This window comes from Streptomyces sp. NPDC047042 (genome assembly GCF_040644035.1).
In the GTDB taxonomy this organism is placed as follows: domain Bacteria; phylum Actinomycetota; class Actinomycetes; order Streptomycetales; family Streptomycetaceae; genus Streptomyces.
Genome location: NZ_JBEYVP010000005.1, coordinates 145,494 through 164,960 on the forward strand (window position 1 = coordinate 145,494; position 19,467 = coordinate 164,960).

Here is a 19,467-nt window from a genome sequence, read left to right on the forward strand (position 1 = left end):
CAGGGAGAGCTTGTCAGATCACTGGGGGGCGGCCCAGTCGGGTCAGCCGCCACACCGTACGCCACCGGATGGGCCGGCGGGGTCCGCACGGGGTGGTCAGGCCCTCCTTGAACCCGCCCCACCAGGCTCTGAGCGCCGGGCGGGAGGGTCTGCGGAGGAGTGTGAGCAGCAGCCAGTCTCCCAGATACACGGGTACCAGGGGGGCCGGCAGGTTGCGGCGGGCCAGCCAGACCCGGTTGCGGGCGACCATGCGGTGGTAGACCGCGTGCCGGGAGGGCGCGGTCGCGGGGTGGTAGAGCAGCATGTCGGCCCGGTAGTCGATCATCCAGCCCGCGTCGAGGGCCCGCCAGGCCAGGTCGGTCTCCTCGTGGGCGTAGAAGAACTCCTCGGGGAGGATGCCCACTTGGGCGAAGACCTGGGTACGGATCGCGACGGCGCCGCCGAGGAAACTGGTGACGCGGGAGCTGCGCATCGGGTCCGTGGTGCCCGGGCGGGGCACATGGCGGCGCTGGGTGAGGCCGGTGTCGGGGTCGGCGATGCGGAAGCTGATGATGCCGAGTTCGGGGTCGGCGGTGAAGGCCTCGCGGCACAGTTCGGCGGTGTCCTGGTGGCCGAGGAGGCCGTCGTCGTCCAGGAACATCAGGATGTCGACGTCGCCGCCGGCCGGGCCGAACGCCTCGATGCCGACGTTGCGTCCGCCGGGGATGCCGAGGTTCTCGGGCAGCTCGACACCGCGTACGCCCTCGGGGAGGTCCGGGACGGGCGAGCCGTTGCCGACCACGACGACCTGGACCGGGTCGCCCTCCTGTTTGGCGATCGAGTCGACGAGGGCGCGCAGTTCGTCGGGGCGGTTGCCCATGGTGATGATGACCGCGCCGACCCGCATCCCGGTACTCACCGCAGCCTGCTCGACGCGAGGATGGACACCAGGTGCAGCAGGGTCTGCAGGATCGCGATGCCGGCCAGTACCGCGATGCCCAGACGGGTCCAGAACAGGTCGCCGCCGAACAGGTCGAGGACCGCCACGACGAAGATGAACAGACTCGCCTCGATGCCGCCGATCAGCCGGTGGAACTTCAGGGCGGCGGCTGCCTTGCGGGCCATGGCGAGCCCCTCGGAGCGCGGCACCGACAGCTCGTCCTTCGCGGCGGGCAGGCCGCTGCGGGCGCGCGCCACGTCCACCAGGTCGGTCTCCGCCTTGATCAGGATCGCGCCGAGGGCGGCCAGCGTGCCGAGGAACGCCCACAGCCACTCGGGACTCCCGGAGCCGTCCCACAGGTCGGCGCCGCGCAGCCCGAAGCCGATCAGCAGCGCGGCCTCGGACAGGTAGTGGCCGATGCGGTCGAGGTACACGCCGGTGATCGAGGTCTGGTTGCGCCAGCGGGCGATCTCGCCGTCGACGCAGTCGAGGAGCAGGTACAGCTGCATCAGTACGACGGCCAGGACCGCCCCGGTGAGGCCCGGCACCAGGAGGGCCGCGCCCGCCAGACCGCCCGCGACAACCATCAGGTACGTGAGCTGGTTGGGCGTGATCCTGGTGTTCACCAGGTACGGGTCGACCCGCAGGGACACCTCGCGCATGTAGAGGCGTCCCGCCCAGTGCTCGCCGCTGCGCCGGTCCTTCACCCCTTCGGGGTGGACGACAGGGCGTAGTTCAGCTACCGATGGCCTTGACATAGTCCGCGTACGTGTCCTTGATCTGGTCGTTCGTGAGGTCGAGGTGTTCCAGGATCGTGTAGCGACCGGGTCTTGTCTGCGGGGCGTACTCGACGACCCGTACGAACTCGTCCGTGGTGAAGCCGATCTCCTCCGGCAGCACCGGCAGCCCGTGCCGGCGCAGTACCTCGGCCATGTAGGCCGCCTCCTCGGGCGCGCCCCGCAAATACATGGCGAAGGCGGCGCCGAGGCCGCACTGTTCGCCGTGGCTCGCGGCCCGCTTGGGGTACAGCAGGTCGAAGGCGTGGTTGATCTCGTGGCAGGCGCCGGAGGACGGGCGGGAGTCGCCGGACACTGACATGGCGATGCCGGTGAGGACCAGTGCCTCGGCCAGCACCTGGAGGAAGGCGTTGTCGCCGACCCCGCCGGGGTGGCGCAGCACGGCCTCGCCCGCCTGGCGGGCCATCGCGGCGGCGAGGCCGTCGATCTTCTCCCCGTTGACCTGGCCCGCCAGCTCCCAGTCGGCGACCGCGGAGATGTTCGACATGGCGTCGCCGATCCCGGAGCGCACGAACCGCGCCGGTGCCTCACGGATCACGTCGAGGTCGATGACGACGGCGATCGGGTTGGGTACGCCGTACGAGCCACGCCCCGCGTCGTTGTCGAGGGTGGCCACCGGGGAGCACAGGCCGTCGTGCGCGAGGTTGGTGGCGACGGCGACCAGGGGCAGGCCGACGCGGGCGGCGGCGAACTTGGCGCAGTCGATGATCCGGCCGCCGCCGAGGCCGACCACGGCGTCGTAGTGGCCCGACTTGATGGCGTCGGCCAGCCGGATCGCGTCGTCGATGGTGCCGCCGTCGACCTCGTACCAGCTCGCGCCGGGCAGCGCCGGGGCGAGCCGGGCGCGCAGTTTCGCGCCGGAACCGCCGCTGATCGCGACGGCGATCTTCCCGGAGTGCGAGATGCGCTGGTCGAACAGCACGTCCGCCAGGTCGTCCAGGGCCCCGCGGCGGATGTCGACGACGACCGGCGAGGGGATCAGCCTCGTCAGTACCGGCACGCGATCTCCCGTCCTCGGGCGAGATCCTCGTGGTTGTCTATCTCGACCCAGGGCACCTCGCCGATGGGCGCCACGTCGATCCGGAAATCCCGGTCGACCAGTTCCTGGTAGCCGTGCTCGTAGAACTGCTGGGGGTCGGTCTCCCACACGGTCTTCAGGGCGTCGGCCAGTTCGGCCGCGGCGGCGCCCTCGATGAGGGTGACGCCGATGTACTCGCCGGTGGCCTCGGCCGGGTCCATCAGCTTGGTGATCCTCCGCACGCCCTTCTCGGGGTCCACGACCACCTTCATCTCCTCGTCCGCGAGATCCTTCACGGTGTCGAGGGCCAGGATGATCCGCTTTCCGTCACCGCGCGCGGCGAGCAGGGTCCGCTCGACGGAGACGGGGTGCACGGTGTCGCCGTTGGCGAGGATCACCCCGTCGGCCAGGGCGTCCCGGCCGCACCAGAGGGAGTAGGCGTTGTTCCATTCCTCGGCGCGGTCGTTGTCGATGAGGGTGAGCTTCAGCCCGTACTTCTCCTCAAGGGCCCGCTGCCGCTCGTACACGGCCTCCTTGCGGTAGCCGACGATGATCGCGGCCTCGGTGAGGCCGATCTCGGCGAAGTTGGCGAGGGTGAGGTCGAGGACCGTGGGTCCGTCCTCGTCGCCCGCGGGGCCGACCGGCACGAGAGCCTTGGGGAGGCTGTCGGTGTAGGGGCGCAGACGCCGTCCGGCGCCGGCCGCCAGCACGAGGCCGATCATGCGGGTACTCCTTCGTCGTGTACGGCGGGCGCGCCGCCCTGGTGGGCGGCCACCCAGTAGCGGATGCTCTCGGCGAGCACCAGCAGGGCCACGACCACGGCGAGGACCGTGAGCGCGACCACGAACTGCGAGGCACTGAGCAGCGCGGCCAGTACGACGACCAACAGTGTCCGGCCCTCGTGCCCTCCGCACGCCCGTACCAGCCAGCGCGGGGGCGCTCCGGCGTTGCCACGGATGCGGTACACCGTGTCGTAGTGATGGTAGGCGACGGCGGCCACGAGGCCGAAAGCCGCGGGGAGTGCTCCGTTTGCCTCCGCTTTGCCCGCGAGGATGAGGACTGTGCCGTATTCGGCGGCCCGGAAGAGCGGTGGGACGAGCCAGTCGAGGGCGCCGTCGAGGGGCCGGAGGACGGCGATGGCCGACGTGAGGACGTAACCGACGCAACAGACCACGGTCTGCCATCCGGCGCCCCACAGCAGGGCCGAGCACAGCACAAGGACCGCGCCGGACAGAGCCACCGTGACCGGGGCGGAGCTCGCCGTGCCGCGTGCGGTACGGGCCAGCAGCTCCGCGAGGGGCCCGCTGTCCGCGAGGTCCGCCAGTGCTCGCGTCGCGCGTTCCGTTCGCTGGGCCTTTCGGGTGAGTGAGCGCAGGACGCGGCCCGCCGTGGTGTACGTCGCGGCGAAGCCGCAGCCGATCAGCAGGACGGTGAAGGTGGTCCGGGGCGTGGTGAACGCGGTGAGGACGGCGATCAGGGCCCAGCGCTCGCCGATCGGCAGGACGATCATCCGCCGTACCCAGATCGTCCAGCCGACGCCGTCGAGCCGGTCGGAGAGGGCGGCGGTGGGACTGGTGTTCGTCGTCGCGTCGTGGTTGGCCTCGTTGAAGGCGAAGTCGACGACGTGCCGGCAGGTCTGCAGGATCATCGCGCCGAGTGCCAGCGCCCACACGTCGTCACTGCCGCCCCCGCGCGAGGCCCCGAGGGCGAGGCCCGCGTAGAACGCGTACTCCTTGGCGCGGTCGAAGGTGGCGTCCAGCCAGGCGCCGAGCGTCGAGTACTGGAGGGAGTAGCGGGCGAGCTGGCCGTCCGTGCAGTCCAGGACGAAGGAGACCAGGAGAAGCACGCCCGCCGTGACGAAACCGCCGCGGGTGCCGGTGGCGGCGCAGCCGGCCGCGATCAGCGCGGTGAGCAGCGAGGCGGTGGTGACCTGGTTCGGGGTGAGGCCCCGGCGGGCGCACCAGCGGGCCAGGTAGCGGGAGTACGGGCTCACGCAGAACGTGGTGAAGAAGCCGTCGCGGGACTTCACGGCCGACTTCAGGCGTACGGCCTCGTCGTCGACGGCGGCGACGGCCTGCCGCGCCTCCTCGCGGGCCCCGGGGTCGGCGGGGACGGCGGCGGTCAGGCTGCCCAGCTCGGGGCGGTGCACGGCGACACCGTCCGCGTCCAGGGCGTGGGCGATGCGGTCGGCGAGGTTGTCCGTGACAGCGGGGGCCGCTGGGCGGCGCGTCGTGGGGGCGTCGCCGCTCGCGGAGATCTCCCGGGCCAGTACCCGGGTCAGCCCGGTACGGCCGGCGCCGGGCTGTGCCGTCACGGCGCCCGGTACCGCGGCGAGCGGGAAGCGGGGGTCGGTGAGGCCGAGGCGCAGCGCGTGGAGGTGGCCGACGAAGCGGGCGTCCACGACGGCGATCCGCTCGTCGCAGGGCGACTCGGCGACGAGGGTCTCGGTCTCGGCGACGTCGGTCGCGCTCCGCACGTCGAAGCCGAGGGACCGCAGGTCGGCCTCGATCGACGACCCGGGAACCGGCTGACCCGTGAGGATGGCGGTCGGCAACCGAACTCACTCCCTGGACACCGACGCGCGCACGCCGGTCCTGTACATGTTGGTGGGGGAAACCCTGACCCACGGTGGCCGGGCAGCATGTCGGCAGAGGTTATCGGATAGGGCCATGACTGTGTTCACCGGCTGTTCGGGGGCCGATCCCGGCCCGGCCGACAGGCGCGTCCGCCCGGTCGTCATGGGCGACCCGGCACTCGGCGCACAAACGGTGGCCCGGTTCACGCCGTCCCCTCCCGTCGATCGGCGGTGATCTCCGCACCCCCTGACCTGCGTTTCGTTTTCGCAGGTCAGGGCACATGACAACGGTGTTCAGTGCCGCGTTGCCACATACCCCCCACCCGTAGTTCACTGATCCCGGGACGGGACTCGGCACGAACACCAGGAGGCGGCTTCCATGGGGGCTGGGCACGATCACGGACACGCGCACGGCGCGCCGACCACGGGTACGGCGGCAGCGGCGTACCGCGGGCGGCTGCGTTTCGCGCTGGCCATCACGCTCACCGTCATGGTCGTCGAACTCGTCGGCGGGATCGTCGCCGATTCGCTCGCGCTCATCGCGGACGCGGCGCACATGGCGACGGACGCGCTGGGTCTCGGCATGGCGCTGCTCGCGATCCACTTCGCGAACCGTCCGCCCACCGGCAACCGCACCTTCGGGTACGCCCGTGCCGAGATCCTCGCCGCGCTCGCGAACTGTCTGCTGCTGCTCGGCGTCGGCGGATACGTCCTGTACGAGGCGATCCAGCGGTTCGTCACGCCCGCCGAGACCGAGGGCGGGACGACCGTCGTCTTCGGTCTCATCGGCCTGGTCGCGAACATGATCTCGCTGACGATGCTGATGCGCGGCCAGAAGGAGAGCCTGAACGTGCGGGGCGCCTTCCTGGAGGTCGCCGCGGACGCGCTGGGTTCCCTGGCGGTGCTGATCTCCGCGGTGGTCATCATGGCGACGGGGTGGCAGCGGGCCGACCCCATCGCCTCGGTGATCATCGGTCTGATGATCGTTCCGCGTACCTGGAAGCTGCTGCGCGAGACCCTGGACGTCCTCCTCGAGGCGGCTCCCCGGGGCGTCGACATGGCGGAGGTACGGGCCCACATAGTGGCGCTGCCCGGCGTGGAGGACGTCCACGATCTGCACGCCTGGACGATCACCTCCGGGATGCCGGTGCTGTCGGCCCATGTGGTCGTCAGCTCGGAGGTGCTGAGCGGGATCGGGCACGAGAAGATGCTGCACGAGCTCCAGGGCTGTCTGGGCGACCACTTCGACGTGGAGCACTGCACCTTCCAGCTGGAGCCCGGCGGGCACGCGGAGCACGAGTCGAAGCTCTGCCTCTGAGCCCGGCCGGCACGCGTCGGCGGCGGAACGCAGCCGTCCGGCGCGCGTCCGCGTCCTCTTCTTCAAGCCCCCCTCAACGGCGGTTCCCCGGCAGTCGAACGGGGGCACGATGGACTTTCCGGTCACTGTCGACACGCTTTCGCGCCGGACATGCGGGGGACGCCGCGAAGTGCCGGGAGTGCCGGATTCGTACGGCAGACTTGGGGCTCGAAGACCGAGGCGAAGGATGGGTATGCCGATCACACCTGCCACCGCGACGCACAAGAGTTCGTCGAACGGCACCGCAGAAGCGATCTTGCTCGAGCTGGTCGACGAGAACGGCACGACGATCGGCACCGCCGAGAAGCTCTCCGCCCACCAGCCACCGGGTCTGCTGCACCGGGCGTTCTCCGTCTTCCTCTTCGACGAGCAGGGCCGGCTGCTCCTTCAGCAGCGCGCGCTGGGCAAGTACCACTCCCCCGGCGTCTGGTCCAACACCTGCTGCGGCCACCCCTATCCCGGTGAGGCGCCCTTCGCGGCGGCGGCCCGGCGGACGTACGAGGAGCTGGGTGTCTCCCCGTCGCTGCTGGCGGAGGCGGGCACGGTCCGTTACAACCATCCCGACCCGGAGTCGGGCCTGGTGGAGCAGGAGTACAACCATCTGTTCGTCGGGATGGCGCAGTCGACGCTCGCGCCGGACCCGGAGGAGGTCGGCGACACGGCCTATGTGACCCCGGCCGAGCTGGCCGAGCGGCATGCGAAGGACCCGTTCTCGGCCTGGTTCATGACCGTGCTGGACGCCGCGCGCCCGGCGGTCCGGGAGCTGACGGGCCCGTCGGCCGGCTGGTGACAGCCGCTACGGCAGCTGCGTGGGCCTGAGCGGCAGGGCCGCCCAGACGACCTTGCCGCCGCTCGCGGTGTGCTCGATGTCGCACACCCCGCCCGCCTCCCTGGCGATCTCGCGGACCAGGAGCAGACCGCGTCCTCCGGTCCGGCCGTGGTCGGCCTCCAGGGCGGTGGGGCGGTAGGGGTGGTTGTCCTCCACCGACACCCGCACCCACTCGGCGCCCACAGCGACCTCCACGGCGAGCGTCGGCGACAGGACCGCCGCGTGCCGGACGGCGTTCGTCGCAAGCTCCGAGACGATCAGCAGGAGCCCGTGCACCAGATCCGGGGAGGCGGGCACCCGCTGCCGGTACAGCAGGTCCCGGACGGCGTGCCGCGCCTGCGGGACGGAGGCGTCGACAGCGGGCGCGGTGAACCTCCACACCCCTTCGTAGGGCAGCGGATCGGGGGGTCTGTGCTCCAGGGGTGGACCGTCGGGTACGCCGTCGTCCGCTGGGCGTGAGTCGGACTCTCGCCCATGGTCGTCCATCGTTCGGTCGCCGCCCTCGCGCTCGATTGTCACCACACGACGAGTGTTGGTAAGGGGTGGGCCCCCGGCGGAGAACTGAACAGAAGTCAGCATGTTTCGAGCGCTTCTGGCGGATGACGTGCGACACGAGGGCATCTGCGACCGAAGCTGCCCGGGCGGTGCCGACTTCGTGAACTATTCGGGTTGTACGGGTTTGGTACCGCCGCCGTTCGGCCGCCCGGCACCGGCGGCTACGATCCGGCGCATGGAGCCGCAGCTGACCCACAGTGCCGCCGACGGGATCGCCACCGTCGTCATCCGCCACCCGGCCAAGCGCAACGCCATGACGGCCGACATGTGGCGCGCGCTGCCGCCGCTGCTCGCCACCCTGGCCACCGATCCGGACGTCCGCGTCCTGGTGCTCACCGGAGCGGGCGGGACCTTCTGCGCGGGCGCCGACATCTCGACGCTCAAGGGCTCGCCGGAGGAGGCGCAGCGGCTGGCGGTACTGGCGGAGGACGCCCTGGCGGCCTTTCCCAAGCCGGTGCTGGCGGCGATCCGCGGCCACTGTGTGGGCGGCGGGGCACAGCTCGCGGCCGCCTGCGATCTGCGGTTCGCCGAGGAGGGGTCGGTCTTCGGGGTGACTCCGGCGAAGCTCGGCCTGGTGTACGCGGCGTCGTCCACCCGGCGACTGGCGGCCCTGGTGGGACCGGCCACCACCAAGTACCTGCTGTTCTCGGGCGAGTTGATCGACGCGGAGCGGGCGCTGCGCACCGGCTTCCTCGACGAGGTGCTGCCGGCGGGTGAACTCGACAAGCGGGTGGCGGAGTTCGCCCGTGTCCTCGCCTCCCGCTCACGGCTCACGCAGTCCGCGGCGAAGGAGTTCGCGGACGGTCGCACCGACCGGGACGCGTACTGGGCCGGACAGGCGCGCGAGAGCGACGAGGCCGCCGAGGGCGTCGCCGCGTTCCTGGAACGCCGTCCGCCGGCCTTCTCCTGGACCGGACCGACGGCGCCCACATCCGCGCCTACGCCGCGCTGAACCTGCTGCGGGACCGGAGCCGTTCGACCAGGCGTGCGGGTGCCTTGTGCGGGGCGCCGGCGTCGTAGGGCGGCTGCGGGTCGTACTCCGTCGCGAGCTGTACGGCCTGGGCGTGCTCGTCGCCCGCGATCCGGCCGGTCAGGGTGAGGGCCATGTCGATGCCGGAGGAGACCCCGGCGGACGTGACGTACTTGCCGTCGGTCACGACCCGCTCCCCCGTGGGTTCGGCGCCGTACTTCGCCAGCTCACCCAGGGCCAGCCAGTGCGAGGTCGCGCGGCGCCCGTCGAGGAGTCCGGCGCCGGCCAGGAGCAGGGAGCCGGTGCACACGGACGTCGTCCAGGTGCTGGTGGCGTCGGCGGAGCGCAGCCAGCCGAGCAGGGCCTCGTTGTCCATCTGCGCGGACTGGCCCGGCCCGCCGGGGACGACCACGATGCCGGGGCGCGGTACGTCGGCCAGGGTGCGGTCGGCGGTGAGCGCGAGCGTGCCGAAGTCGTCGCGGACGGGCCCGGTCTCCTCGGCGACGAAGACGGTCTCCGCGCCCGGGAGCCGGCTGAGGATCTCGTACGGGCCGACCGCGTCGAGCGCGGTGAAGCGGTCGTAGAGCAGCAGGGCGATCTGCATGGCGTGCCTTTCAGCGAATGGTGGGTGCGGGGTCGAAACGGCGGCGGTACTCGGCCGGGGCCGTGCCGAGGCTTCTGACGAAGGCGCGGCGCATGGCCTCCGGGGTGCCGTAGCCGCTGGCGCGCGAGATTCGCTCGATGCCGTCGGAGGTGTCCTCCAGGAGGCGGCGGGCGTGTTCCAGGCGCACCCGGTCGACGTACCGGCCGGGGGTCGTGCCGGTCTCGGTGCGGAAGGCGCGGGCGAAGTGGCGGGGCGAGAGCCGGGCGCGGGCGGCGAGGGACTCGACACTCAGATCGTCGTCCGGGTGTTCGGTGATCCAGTGCTGGACCTCGCGCAGCGGCTCACGCCGGGCGGTCTGCGCGGAGAGCTGGGCGCTGAACTGGGCCTGGTTGCCCGGCCGGCGCAGGAAGACGACCAGATGACGGGCGACGGCGAGCGCGGTGTCGCGGCCGAGATCCTCCTCCACGAGCGCGAGGGCGAGGTCGATTCCGGCGGTGACACCGGCGGAGGTCGCCACCCGGCCGTCGCGTACGTAGATGGGCTCGGGGTCGACCTCGACGGCGGGGTGGTCGCGGGCGAGCCTGTCGCAGTACGCCCAGTGGGTGGTCGCACGGAGGCCGTCCAGGAGACCGGCGGCGGCGAGCAGTATCGCGCCCGTGCAGACGGACACCAGTCGCTCGGGGTGCGGCCCCTGCAGGCGCAGCCACTCGACCAGGCGCGGGTCGGCGGCGCGGGAGCCCGGGCCGCCCGGGACCAGGAGGGTGTGCGATGCGGGTGCCTCGGCGAGCGTCCCGTCCGGTACGAGGGTGAGGCCGCTGGAGGTGCGCACCGGCTCGCCCGTCAGCGAGGCCGTACGGATGCGGTAGCCGCCCGGGTGCCGGGCGGAGGCCTGGGCCAGCACCTCGACGGGGCCGGTGACATCGAGACTCTGGACGCCGTCGAAGAGGACGACGAGGACGGTTCGCTGTGCCATACCCCGATTCTTGGCGGGTGCGCCCGATGGCCGCAATGCCGATTTCCCCACCTTTCCTGCCATCCCCCGTGCGACTGCGCGGGCCGGGGTCATGGCTGGGGACTCGCGTGCCGCGTGGCGCCCTGATCCCCGGTTGTCGGTGCCACCTGCCACAATTGCCGCGCAACCTCAGTGGAGAAGGCGGTACGGGATCGTGACGACACCCGGGTCCATCGAAGTAGGGTCCATCGAAGGCAGGATCGCCGAGGAACTCGGCGTACGGGAGCGGCAGGTGAGGGCCGCCGTCGAGCTGCTCGACGGGGGTTCGACAGTGCCCTTCATCGCCCGCTACCGCAAGGAAGCGACCGAGATGCTCGACGATGCGCAGCTGCGCACGTTGGAGGAGCGGCTGCGCTATCTGCGGGAGCTGGAGGAGCGGCGGACCGCGATCCTCGAGTCGGTGCGCGAGCAGGGCAAGCTGACGCCCGAGGTCGAGGCGCAGCTCCGCGGGGCCGAGACGAAGGCGCGCCTGGAGGACATCTACCTGCCGTTCAAGCCGAAGCGGCGGACGAAGGCGCAGATCGCGCGCGAGGCCGGTCTGGAGCCGCTGGCCGAGGGGCTGCTCGGGGACCCGTCCGTCGACCCGCTCGCCGCGGCGGCGGCCTTCGTCGACGCCGACAAGGGCGTCGCCGACCCGCAGGCCGCGCTGGACGGCGCCCGCGCGATCCTGACCGAACGGTTCTCGGAGGACGCGGACCTGATCGGCGAGGTGCGCGAGCGCATGTGGGTGCGCGGGCGGCTGGCCGCGAAGGTGAAGGAGGGCAAGGAGGAGGCGGGCGCCAAGTTCGCCGACTACTTCGACTTCGCCGAGCCCTTCACCGCGCTGCCCTCGCACCGCGTCCTCGCGATGCTGCGCGGCGAGAAGGAGGACGTCCTCGACCTGGTCCTGGAGCCGGAGGAGCCGACGGAGGGCCCGTCCTCGTACGAGGGGATCATCGCCCACCGTTTCGGGATCGCCGAGCGGGGCCGTCCCGGCGACAAGTGGCTGAAGGACACCGTGCGTTGGGCCTGGCGGACCCGGATCCTGGTGCACCTCGGCATCGACCTGCGGCTGCGGCTGCGTACGGCCGCCGAGGACGAGGCGGTCAACGTGTTCGCGGCGAACCTGCGCGACCTGCTCCTCGCCGCCCCGGCCGGCACGCGCGCGACGCTGGGACTGGACCCCGGGTTCCGTACGGGCGTGAAGGTGGCCGTCGTGGACGCGACGGGCAAGGTCGTCGCCACGGACGTGATTTATCCCCACGTCCCGGCGAACAAGTGGGACGAGGCGCTGGCCAAACTGGCCCGGCTCGCCAAGGCGCACTCGGTCGACCTCATCGCGATCGGCAACGGTACGGCGTCGCGCGAGACGGACAAGCTCGCCGGTGAACTCATCACCAAGCACCCGGAGTTGAACCTCACCAAGGTGATGGTGTCCGAAGCGGGCGCCTCGGTGTACTCGGCGTCGGCGTTCGCCTCGCAGGAGCTGCCGGGCATGGACGTGTCGCTGCGCGGGGCGGTGTCGATCGCCCGGCGGCTGCAGGACCCGCTGGCCGAGCTGGTGAAGATCGACCCGAAGTCGATCGGGGTCGGGCAGTACCAGCACGATCTGTCCGAGGTGAAGCTGTCGCGGTCGCTGGACGCGGTGGTCGAGGACTGTGTGAACGGGGTCGGTGTCGACGTCAACACCGCGTCCACGCCGCTGCTGGCGCGGGTCTCCGGTATCTCCTCCGGGCTCGCGGAGAACATCGTGGCCCATCGCGACGCGAACGGGCCGTTCACCTCACGGGCCCAGCTGAAGGGGGTCGCGCGGCTCGGGCCGAAGGCGTACGAGCAGTGTGCGGGGTTCCTGCGGATCCGGGGCGGGGACGATCCGCTCGACGCGTCCAGTGTGCACCCGGAGGCGTATCCAGTGGTGCGGCGGATGGTGAAGTCGGCGGGGGGCGGGGTGGCGTCGCTGGTCGGGAACACGGCGGTGCTGCGGTCGCTGCGGCCCGATGACTTCGTCGACGAGAAGTTCGGTCTGCCGACGGTCACGGACATTCTGCGCGAGCTGGAGAAGCCCGGGCGCGACCCGCGGCCCGCCTTCAAGACGGCCACGTTCAAGGACGGGGTCGAGAAGATCGGCGACCTGGCCTCCGGGATGGTGCTGGAGGGGGTTGTCACGAACGTGGCCGCCTTCGGGGCGTTCGTGGATGTCGGTGTCCACCAGGACGGGCTGGTGCATGTGTCGGCGATGTCGAAGACGTTCGTCAAGGACCCGCATGACGTGGTGAAGTCCGGTGACATCGTCAAGGTGAAGGTGCTCGAGGTCGACATTCCCCGGAAGCGGATCTCACTGACGCTGCGGTTGGACGACGAGGCGGTGCCTTCCGGGGAGCAGCAGGGTGGGGGGCGGCCTCAGCGGGGCGGGCGGCCGCCTCAGCCTCGGCAGCAGCGGCAGGGGGGCGGAGGGGCTCGGCAGGGGGCGCCTGCGCCGGGGAACAGTGCGATGGCTGACGCGTTGCGGAAGGCGGGGTTGGTGGATCCCAAGCGAAGGTGAGGCTGGGTGCCGGGTGCCCTTTGTCGAGAGGGCACCCGGCGTGGGGCCGGGTGGGTCGCGCAGCCCGGCGCTGACGGGGTGCCGCCTGCGCCCACCCGTGCCGCCCCTGGCGGCACGCATGCCCGCAGGCTGGGCGGGTTGGACGGGCGCGCAGCGCCGTCCCAGGGGCGCGGGGAACTGCGCGGCCAGCCCCCACCGGGCCGCAGCCGCGCGAGCACGCATGCCCGCCCGCAGGCTGGGCGGGCTTTTAGGGGCGCGGGGAACTGCGCGACCAGGCCCCACCGGGCCGCAGCCGAGCCGCTACGTGAGTTCTGTCAGCTTGCCGGACGCCACCTCGAAGCGGCGAGTCACCCTCACCGCGTCCAGCATCCTGCGGTCGTGGGTGACCAGGAGCAGCGTGCCCTCGTAGGAGTCGAGGGCCTGTTCCAACTGTTCGATGGCCGGGAGGTCGAGGTGGTTGGTCGGCTCGTCCAGGACCAGGAGGTTCACGCCCCGGCCCTGGAGGAGCGCCAGGGCCGACCTCGTGCGCTCGCCCGGGGACAGCGTCGCCGCCGGGCGTAGGACGTGGTCCGCCTTCAGGCCGAACTTGGCCAGGAGCGTGCGCACCTCCGCCGGCTCCGTGTCGGGAACCGCCGCACAGAACGCGTCCAGCAGCGACTCGGAGCCGAGGAACAGCTTGCGGGCCTGGTCCACCTCCCCGACCACCACACCCGAGCCGAGCGTGGCATGGCCCGCGTCCAGCGGGACCCGGCCGAGCAGCGCGGCCAGAAGCGTCGACTTCCCTGCACCGTTCGCGCCCGTGACCGCGATCCGGTCGGCCCAGTCGATCTGTACGGTCACCGGGCCGAGCGTGAAGCCCGCGCGGCGCACCTCCGCGTCCCGCAGGGTCGCGACGACCGAGCCGGAGCGCGGCGCCGCCGCGATCTCCATGCGCAGTTCCCACTCCTTGCGCGGCTCCTCGACCACGTCCAGGCGTTCGATCATGCGCTGGGTCTGGCGGGCCTTCGCGGCCTGCTTCTCACTGGCCTCGCTGCGGAACTTGCGGCCGATCTTGTCGTTGTCGTTGTTCGCCTTGCGCCGGGCGTTCTTGACGCCCTTGTCCATCCAGCCGCGCTGCATCTGGGCCCGGTCCTGGAGCGCGGCACGCTTGTCGGCGTACTCCTCGTAGTCGTCGCGGGCGTGCCTGCGGGCGACGTCCCGCTCCTCCAGATAGGCCTCGTAGCCGCCGCCGTAGAGCTTGATCTGCTGCTGGGCGAGGTCGAGTTCGAGGACCTTGGTGACCGTGCGGGTGAGGAACTCGCGGTCGTGGCTGACGACGAGGGTGCCCGCGCGCAGGCCCTTGACGAAGCGTTCCAGGCGCTCGAGGCCGTCGAGGTCCAGGTCGTTCGTCGGCTCGTCGAGGAGGAAGACGTCGTAGCGGGAAAGGAGCAGGGAGGCGAGACCCGCCCTTGCCGCCTGGCCGCCCGACAGGGACGTCATCGGCTGGTCCAGGTCGACGGTGAGGGCCAGGGAGTCGGCGACCTCCTCCGCCCGTTCGTCCAGGTCGGCGCCGCCGAGGTCGAGCCAGCGCTCCAGGCTCACCGAGTACGCGTCGTCCGCGCCCGGCGCTCCGTCCACCAGCGCCTGGGTCGCCTCGTCCATGACCCGCTGGGCCTCGGCCACGCCCGTGCGGCGCGCGAGGAACTCGCGGACGGTCTCGCCCTCCCGGCGTTCCGGCTCCTGCGGGAGATGGCCGACGCTCGCGGTCGGCGGGGAGAGACGCAGTTCGCCCTGCTCGGGCTGGAGCAGCCCGGCGAGCATCCTGAGCAGCGTGGACTTGCCCGCGCCGTTGGCACCGACGAGCCCGATCACGTCCCCGGGCGCGACGACGAGGTCGAGCCCGGAGAACAGGGAGCGGTCGCCGTGGCCGGCGGCGAGGTTCTTGGCGACGAGGGTGGCAGTCATCAGGAGGCCGATCCTAGCTGCCGTCGGCGGGCCGTCGCGTCCGGGATTTCACCGGGCCATCGGCTCCACCAGCACGGTTCCCGACGTACGCGCCACGATGAACGACTCCCCCTTGACCGCCTTCGCCTCCAGGGGGATGCGGTGCCGGCCGGGTTCGAGGATGCCGTCGAAGACCTCGAGGGCGTGGGCGCGGTACAGCCGGTCAAGGCGGTACGCGGTGAGGTGGACGCGGCAGGTGGAGGTGACCTCTATGCCCGCCTCTCCCCCGGCGGCGACCAGACCGGTGAGCCGGCGCCGTTCCAGCGGGCTGCGGTCGAGGGCGTGTTCGATCTGGGCGACGAGGAGCGGGACGATCGGGGCGAGACCGTCGACGTACGCCACTTCGACGCCCGCGCGTTCGAAGGAGTGGCGTACGGCGGCACGTTCCGTCTCCTCGATCGCCCGGCCGAAGGCGACCGCACCGTAGCCCCGCAGTTCGTCGGCCGGCACGTCCGTGGCGTCCCGGGTGATGTCCGCGCCGATGCCGATGGTGCGCAGCGCGGCGGCGAGCTTGGCGAGGACGGCGACGCGGGCGCCGATCAGCAGCACCCGGCGCCGGGCCGCGCCGGGTTCCGCCGAGCCCGGCGCTCCGGCGTTCCCCGCGGTGTCGAGGAGGGAGCCGAGCGCGTTCCGGTACTCGGCGCCGGTGAAGCGGAAGGGCCCGATGCCGTGGTAGCCGTTGAGCTCCAGGTCGGCATGGGGGTCCGTCTGCCAGGCGAAGTCCCGCCACACGTAGTCGTCGCCGTCCCGCTCGATGGCCGCCGTCACGGCGCCGCACGCCAGGTCGGCGCACTCGGGACAGCCGTAGATGATGTACCGGCCGCCCTCCAGGGGAGCGTCCGTCTCCAGGAGCAGGGCGCGGACCTGGGCGGTGAAGATCGCGGGCGGGATGTCGGACGCGAGGGGGGAGACCGCGTCGAGGTCGGACAGCTGGTAGAGGAGGGGGCGCCCGTCGACGATGAAGTCGAGGAAGTCCCGGTGGACTTGGTAGTCACCGTTGGCGAGGACTCCACCGGCACGCATCGCCGGTGCCAGGCCGAAAGTGGCGTACTCGGCAGACATGTTGTGAGTATCCCCAGACCGGGACCGATCTGAGCACGGCATGACATATTCCGCTACGGTCCCCGGGTGAAGACGCGTGGGAGTGGTGAAGTGATCGTGGTCGGCGGCGGGGTCATCGGCCTCACGACGGCGGTGGTGCTGGCCGAGCGCGGCCGGCGGGTCCGGGTGTGGACGCGGGAGCCCGCCGAGCGGACCACCTCGGCGGTTGCGGGCGCGCTGTGGTGGCCGTACCGGATCGAGCCGGAGGCGTCCGCCGGGGAATGGGCGCTCACGTCGCTGTCCGTCTACCAGGAGTTGGCTGAGCGGCCCGGGGAGACGGGCGTACGCATGGTCGAGGGTGTACAGGCCGGGCTGCGGCTGGACGAGCTGGGGTCGTGGGCCGGGCGGGTACCGGAGCTGCGGGAGACGGGTGAGGGGCTGCGAGCTCTGCTGCCGTTGATCGACATGCCGGTGCATCTGGGGTGGCTGCGGGAACGGTTCCTCGCGGCGGGTGGCGTGGTGGAGGAACGGTCCGTCAGCGATCTCGCCGAGGCCGTCGAGTCCGACGCGGTGGACGCCGTCGTCAACTGCACGGGGCTCGGTGCGCGTGACCTCGTACCCGATCCGGCGGTACGGCCCGTGCGGGGACAGCTGGTCGTCGTGGAGAACCCGGGGATCACGACGTGGTTCACGGCGGCGGGGCACGGCGATGCGAGGACCACGTACTTCTTTCCGCAGCCGGGCGGCTTGATCTGCGGGGGAACGGCCGACGAGGACGAGTGGTCGCTCGTGCCCGATCCGGCGGTGGCCGAGGAGATTCTGCGGCGGTGTGCGGAGGTGCGGCCGGAGATCGCGGGGGCGCGGGTGCTGGGTCATCGGGTCGGGTTGCGGCCCACCCGTCGGGCGGTGCGGCTGGAGCGGGAACCCGTTGCCGGGGGGCGGGTGTTGGTGCACAACTATGGGCACGGGGGTGCGGGGATCACGGTCGCATGGGGCTGTGCGGGATTCGCTGCGCGGCTTGTCGGGGGTTAAGGGGGCTGGGCTGACGGTTTTTTACTGCGGGTCGGTGGGGGCTGGTCGCGCAGTTCCCCGCGCCCCTGAACGGGGCGGGGCCTGTCGGCCCCGGCCCGTTCAGCAGTCGGTGATCGTCTCCCCGGCCGTTACCTGGTGGCGGGCGGTGTCATGCGGGTGACGGGATGCGGTGGGCGGTGCGTGTGGCCTGGACTCCGTCGAGGAGGGGTGAGGTCGGGGTCGGGGTGGCCGCGACCGTGCCTGTCGTGGCCCGGGCGAACGCGGGCGTGCCGCCGACGAAGGGGACCCTGGCCGTCGTACGGGACAGGTCCAGCGTCAGGGTCGGGGTGGTCGACGGAGGGTCGATGAGGTCCTTGTCGGTGCCCGCGACGATCAGGGCGAGACGGTGGCCCGCCGGGACGACGTGGTCGCTCGCGTGCAAGTCGAGGGTGATCCGGTACGGCTTGCCCGGGGTGAGCGGGGCACCCTTGCCGGCCGAGGCGTGGTTGCCCAGGTCGGCCCAGCCCCGGCTGAAGATCGTGTAGTCGACGGCGGTCGTCTTCGCCCGCGTCGAGCGGAAGCACGAGCTGTCGCCGGTGGTGCTCGGGCCCCAGCAGGTGCGGTCGGTGAGCGTGGTGATGCCCTCGGCCGCGTCGGCGTAGTCGCGGATGGTGTCGGGGCCGAGGTCGACCAGGACGGCGGTCAGATGGGCCGTCGAGGTGCTCGGGGTGGCCGTCACGGTCACGGTGGACGAGCCGGACACGCGCAGGGACGTGGTGAGTGGCTTGGTGACGAAGCCGGTCTTACTGGGTGTCGGGGTGTCGATCTGCGCCGACCAGTCGGTCTCGCTCAGTCTCGGGTCGTCGGTGAACGTCGCTGTGCCGGACTGCCCCCGCAGGCCCAGGGTGCCCACGCCGGGCTGTGCGCCGGTGCCGGGGCGCAGGGTCACCGGGTGCGTGGTGCGGGGCGGCCAGACGGCCGAGGTGACCCACTGGTCGGGGTGGCGTTCGATGTCCGCCATGGGCTCGTCGTCGATGCCGTTGTCGTAGCCGAGGAGTTCGTGGTCGAACCAGCGGTGCAGGGTGTCGGCCCAGGCGGCGCGGCGGAAGTCGAAGGGGTCGACGTGGCCGGTCTGGGAGAGCCAGATCTTGCGCTCGACGCCGCGCTTCGCGAGGGCGTCCCACCACTGGCCGAAGTGCTTGGGGCGGACGTTGAGGTCCTGCTGGCCATGGATGACGAAGACGCTCGCCCTGACCTTCCGGGCGTCCTTCGCGTAGTCGCGCTCGGTCCAGAAGGACGTCCAGTCGCCGCTGCGCGGGGCTCCGTCGACGATCTTCCGCTGTACGGCGGCGCACTTGGCGCGGGCGGCCGGGCTCTCGACGTAGTCGGACAGCCAGTCGGGGCCGGAGTCGTAGAGGGGGGCGCCCTGGGCGAAGTAGTAGTCGTACCAGGAGGAGATGGCGCTGATCGGGACGATCGTCCTCAGTCCCTTGACGCCGGTGGCGGCGACTCCGTTGGCGATGGTGCCGTCGTAGCTCTTGCCGATCATGCCGGTTCTGCCGTTGGTCCAGGTCGCCTTGGCGCGGTCGGTGCCGGTGCGGCTCGTGTAGCCCTTGGCGCGGCCGTTGAGCCAGTCGACGACGGCCTTCGCGGACTGGATGTCGGAGCGTCCGCCGACGTCGACGCAGCCGTCGGAACGGTTGGTGCCGGCCAGGTCGACGCCGACGAAGGCGTAGCCGCGCGGGACGAAGTAGTTGTCGTAGAACAGCGGCATCTGGACGACGTTGCCGCTCGCGTCGTACGTCTTGCGCTGGCTCTCGTTGCCGCGTCCGCAGCAGGAGTAGTAGGGACTGGCGTCCATGATCACGGGTATCTTGCGGCCCTGCGCGGCGGGTTCGCGGGGCCGGACGATGTCGACGGCGACGCGGTCGGTCTTCCCGTCGCTGTCGCCGTCGAGTCCGGTGTCCACCCAGACGGCCTCGCGGATGGCGTTGTCGTACGAGTAGACGGGCTTGCTCTCCCGTGGGGCGCTGTGGGCGACGGCCGGGGTGAGCAGGGCGGCCATGAGAGCGGCGGTGGCCGCTGTCGCGAGCGTTCTCCAGGCTGTGAGGCGCGTGCGTTTTGGCATGCGCCGGACGGTACCCGCGCCAACTCCCGTACAGAAGAGGGCAACTGGGAGGCCAGCAGGGGGTGAGGGCGCCGGCCGGCATCTTCAGCCCGTCCGGCGTTTGAGGACAAGGCCCGTTCAGGGCCGGAGCGGGGGCCTGGGGGCGAC

At 71.7% G+C, this 19,467-nt stretch carries 16 protein-coding genes; 5 read left to right on the forward strand and 11 right to left on the reverse strand.

Annotation, left to right across the window (positions count from 1 at the left end; all coding sequences use genetic code 11):
• Positions 1-13 precede the first annotated feature (13 nt).
• The 5 genes from ABZ855_RS07045 to ABZ855_RS07065 are packed head-to-tail and all read right to left on the reverse strand — an operon-like array spanning position 14 to position 5,288.
• Positions 14-898 carry a glycosyltransferase gene (locus tag ABZ855_RS07045; protein ID WP_360802203.1) on the reverse strand — a complete coding sequence of 295 codons (885 nt, stop codon included), beginning with the start codon at positions 896-898 and terminating at the stop codon, positions 14-16.
• On the reverse strand, positions 895-1,677 hold the full coding sequence (locus ABZ855_RS07050) for a CDP-alcohol phosphatidyltransferase family protein (protein ID WP_319201321.1): 783 nt from the start codon (positions 1,675-1,677) through the stop codon (positions 895-897). The genes ABZ855_RS07045 and ABZ855_RS07050 overlap by 4 nt, the downstream gene beginning before the upstream one ends.
• Positions 1,655-2,716, reverse strand: coding sequence for an iron-containing alcohol dehydrogenase family protein (locus ABZ855_RS07055; RefSeq protein WP_360802208.1), 1,062 nt, complete (start codon positions 2,714-2,716; stop codon positions 1,655-1,657). The genes ABZ855_RS07050 and ABZ855_RS07055 overlap by 23 nt, the downstream gene beginning before the upstream one ends.
• Positions 2,704-3,456 (reverse strand): phosphocholine cytidylyltransferase family protein, encoded by a 753-nt coding sequence (locus tag ABZ855_RS07060; RefSeq protein WP_360802211.1) that lies wholly within the window; start codon positions 3,454-3,456, stop codon positions 2,704-2,706. Before ABZ855_RS07060 ends, ABZ855_RS07055 begins: the two co-directional genes overlap by 13 nt.
• Positions 3,453-5,288 (reverse strand): DUF5941 domain-containing protein, encoded by a 1,836-nt coding sequence (locus ABZ855_RS07065; RefSeq protein ID WP_360802214.1) that lies wholly within the window; start codon positions 5,286-5,288, stop codon positions 3,453-3,455. The genes ABZ855_RS07060 and ABZ855_RS07065 overlap by 4 nt, the downstream gene beginning before the upstream one ends.
• A 400-nt stretch (positions 5,289-5,688) precedes the next feature.
• Here ABZ855_RS07065 and ABZ855_RS07070 point away from each other — a divergent pair, with 400 nt between their 5' ends.
• Together ABZ855_RS07070 and idi are read left to right on the forward strand one after the other, a co-directional pair.
• Positions 5,689-6,627 carry a cation diffusion facilitator family transporter gene (locus tag ABZ855_RS07070; RefSeq protein WP_360802217.1) on the forward strand — a complete coding sequence of 313 codons (939 nt, stop codon included), beginning with the start codon at positions 5,689-5,691 and terminating at the stop codon, positions 6,625-6,627.
• Between the two features lie 232 nt (positions 6,628-6,859).
• A complete protein-coding gene (gene idi, locus ABZ855_RS07075; protein ID WP_360802220.1) occupies positions 6,860-7,456 on the forward strand; it encodes an isopentenyl-diphosphate Delta-isomerase in 597 nt (198 codons plus the stop codon).
• 6 nt (positions 7,457-7,462) lie between these two features.
• Here the strand turns inward: idi and ABZ855_RS07080 are convergent, their stop codons facing one another.
• Entirely contained in the window at positions 7,463-7,981 is a 519-nt protein-coding gene (locus tag ABZ855_RS07080) for an ATP-binding protein (RefSeq protein ID WP_360802622.1), read from the reverse strand.
• Positions 7,982-8,225: 244 nt separating this feature from the next.
• Between ABZ855_RS07080 and ABZ855_RS07085 the strand changes: the two genes are divergently transcribed.
• Positions 8,226-9,002, forward strand: a complete 777-nt coding sequence (locus tag ABZ855_RS07085; RefSeq protein ID WP_360802223.1) for an enoyl-CoA hydratase/isomerase family protein — start codon at positions 8,226-8,228, stop codon at positions 9,000-9,002.
• Here ABZ855_RS07085 and ABZ855_RS07090 read toward each other — a convergent pair.
• Together ABZ855_RS07090 and ABZ855_RS07095 are read right to left on the reverse strand one after the other, a co-directional pair.
• Positions 8,989-9,624 carry a DJ-1/PfpI family protein gene (locus ABZ855_RS07090; RefSeq protein ID WP_360802226.1) on the reverse strand — a complete coding sequence of 212 codons (636 nt, stop codon included), beginning with the start codon at positions 9,622-9,624 and terminating at the stop codon, positions 8,989-8,991. The two genes, ABZ855_RS07085 and ABZ855_RS07090, sit on opposite strands and share 14 nt — an antisense overlap.
• 10 nt (positions 9,625-9,634) lie before the next feature.
• Positions 9,635-10,597 carry a DJ-1/PfpI family protein gene (locus tag ABZ855_RS07095; RefSeq protein ID WP_360802229.1) on the reverse strand — a complete coding sequence of 321 codons (963 nt, stop codon included), beginning with the start codon at positions 10,595-10,597 and terminating at the stop codon, positions 9,635-9,637.
• 193 nt (positions 10,598-10,790) lie between these two features.
• On the opposite strand from ABZ855_RS07095, the gene ABZ855_RS07100 reads away from it, so the two are divergent.
• Entirely contained in the window at positions 10,791-13,157 is a 2,367-nt protein-coding gene (locus tag ABZ855_RS07100) for a Tex family protein (protein ID WP_360802232.1), read from the forward strand.
• Between the two features lie 300 nt (positions 13,158-13,457).
• On the opposite strand, the gene ABZ855_RS07105 is transcribed toward ABZ855_RS07100, so the two are convergent.
• Both ABZ855_RS07105 and ABZ855_RS07110 read right to left on the reverse strand, forming a co-directional pair.
• Complete coding sequence (locus tag ABZ855_RS07105) at positions 13,458-15,101, reverse strand: ABC-F family ATP-binding cassette domain-containing protein (RefSeq protein ID WP_360802235.1); 1,644 nt, start codon at positions 15,099-15,101, stop codon at positions 13,458-13,460.
• A gap of 48 nt (positions 15,102-15,149) precedes the next feature.
• Positions 15,150-16,202 (reverse strand): oxidoreductase, encoded by a 1,053-nt coding sequence (locus ABZ855_RS07110; protein WP_360802238.1) that lies wholly within the window; start codon positions 16,200-16,202, stop codon positions 15,150-15,152.
• A 90-nt stretch (positions 16,203-16,292) separates the two neighbouring features.
• Between ABZ855_RS07110 and ABZ855_RS07115 the strand changes: the two genes are divergently transcribed.
• Positions 16,293-17,213: an FAD-dependent oxidoreductase gene (locus ABZ855_RS07115; protein WP_360802625.1), complete on the forward strand. Its 921-nt coding sequence runs from the start codon at positions 16,293-16,295 to the stop codon at positions 17,211-17,213.
• Positions 17,214-17,361: 148 nt separating this feature from the next.
• Here ABZ855_RS07115 and ABZ855_RS07120 read toward each other — a convergent pair whose 3' ends face one another.
• Positions 17,362-19,320 carry a Xaa-Pro dipeptidyl-peptidase gene (locus ABZ855_RS07120; RefSeq protein ID WP_360802241.1) on the reverse strand — a complete coding sequence of 653 codons (1,959 nt, stop codon included), beginning with the start codon at positions 19,318-19,320 and terminating at the stop codon, positions 17,362-17,364.
• Positions 19,321-19,467 lie beyond the last annotated feature (147 nt).

What these genes read in the sequence shown, in the direction of transcription:
- ABZ855_RS07050 (WP_319201321.1), bottom strand. Translation starts at nt 1,677, where the DNA reads ATGTCAAGGCCATCGGTAGCTGAACTACGCCCTGTCGTCCACCCCGAA.
- ABZ855_RS07060 (WP_360802211.1), bottom strand. Translation starts at nt 3,456, where the DNA reads ATGATCGGCCTCGTGCTGGCGGCCGGCGCCGGACGGCGTCTGCGCCCC.
- ABZ855_RS07070 (WP_360802217.1), top strand. Translation starts at nt 5,689, where the DNA reads ATGGGGGCTGGGCACGATCACGGACACGCGCACGGCGCGCCGACCACG.
- idi (WP_360802220.1), top strand. Translation starts at nt 6,860, where the DNA reads ATGCCGATCACACCTGCCACCGCGACGCACAAGAGTTCGTCGAACGGC.
- ABZ855_RS07080 (WP_360802622.1), bottom strand. Translation starts at nt 7,981, where the DNA reads ATGGACGACCATGGGCGAGAGTCCGACTCACGCCCAGCGGACGACGGC.
- ABZ855_RS07085 (WP_360802223.1), top strand. Translation starts at nt 8,226, where the DNA reads ATGGAGCCGCAGCTGACCCACAGTGCCGCCGACGGGATCGCCACCGTC.
- ABZ855_RS07090 (WP_360802226.1), bottom strand. Translation starts at nt 9,624, where the DNA reads ATGCAGATCGCCCTGCTGCTCTACGACCGCTTCACCGCGCTCGACGCG.
- ABZ855_RS07095 (WP_360802229.1), bottom strand. Translation starts at nt 10,597, where the DNA reads ATGGCACAGCGAACCGTCCTCGTCGTCCTCTTCGACGGCGTCCAGAGT.
- ABZ855_RS07105 (WP_360802235.1), bottom strand. Translation starts at nt 15,101, where the DNA reads ATGACTGCCACCCTCGTCGCCAAGAACCTCGCCGCCGGCCACGGCGAC.
- ABZ855_RS07110 (WP_360802238.1), bottom strand. Translation starts at nt 16,202, where the DNA reads ATGTCTGCCGAGTACGCCACTTTCGGCCTGGCACCGGCGATGCGTGCC.
- ABZ855_RS07120 (WP_360802241.1), bottom strand. Translation starts at nt 19,320, where the DNA reads ATGCCAAAACGCACGCGCCTCACAGCCTGGAGAACGCTCGCGACAGCG.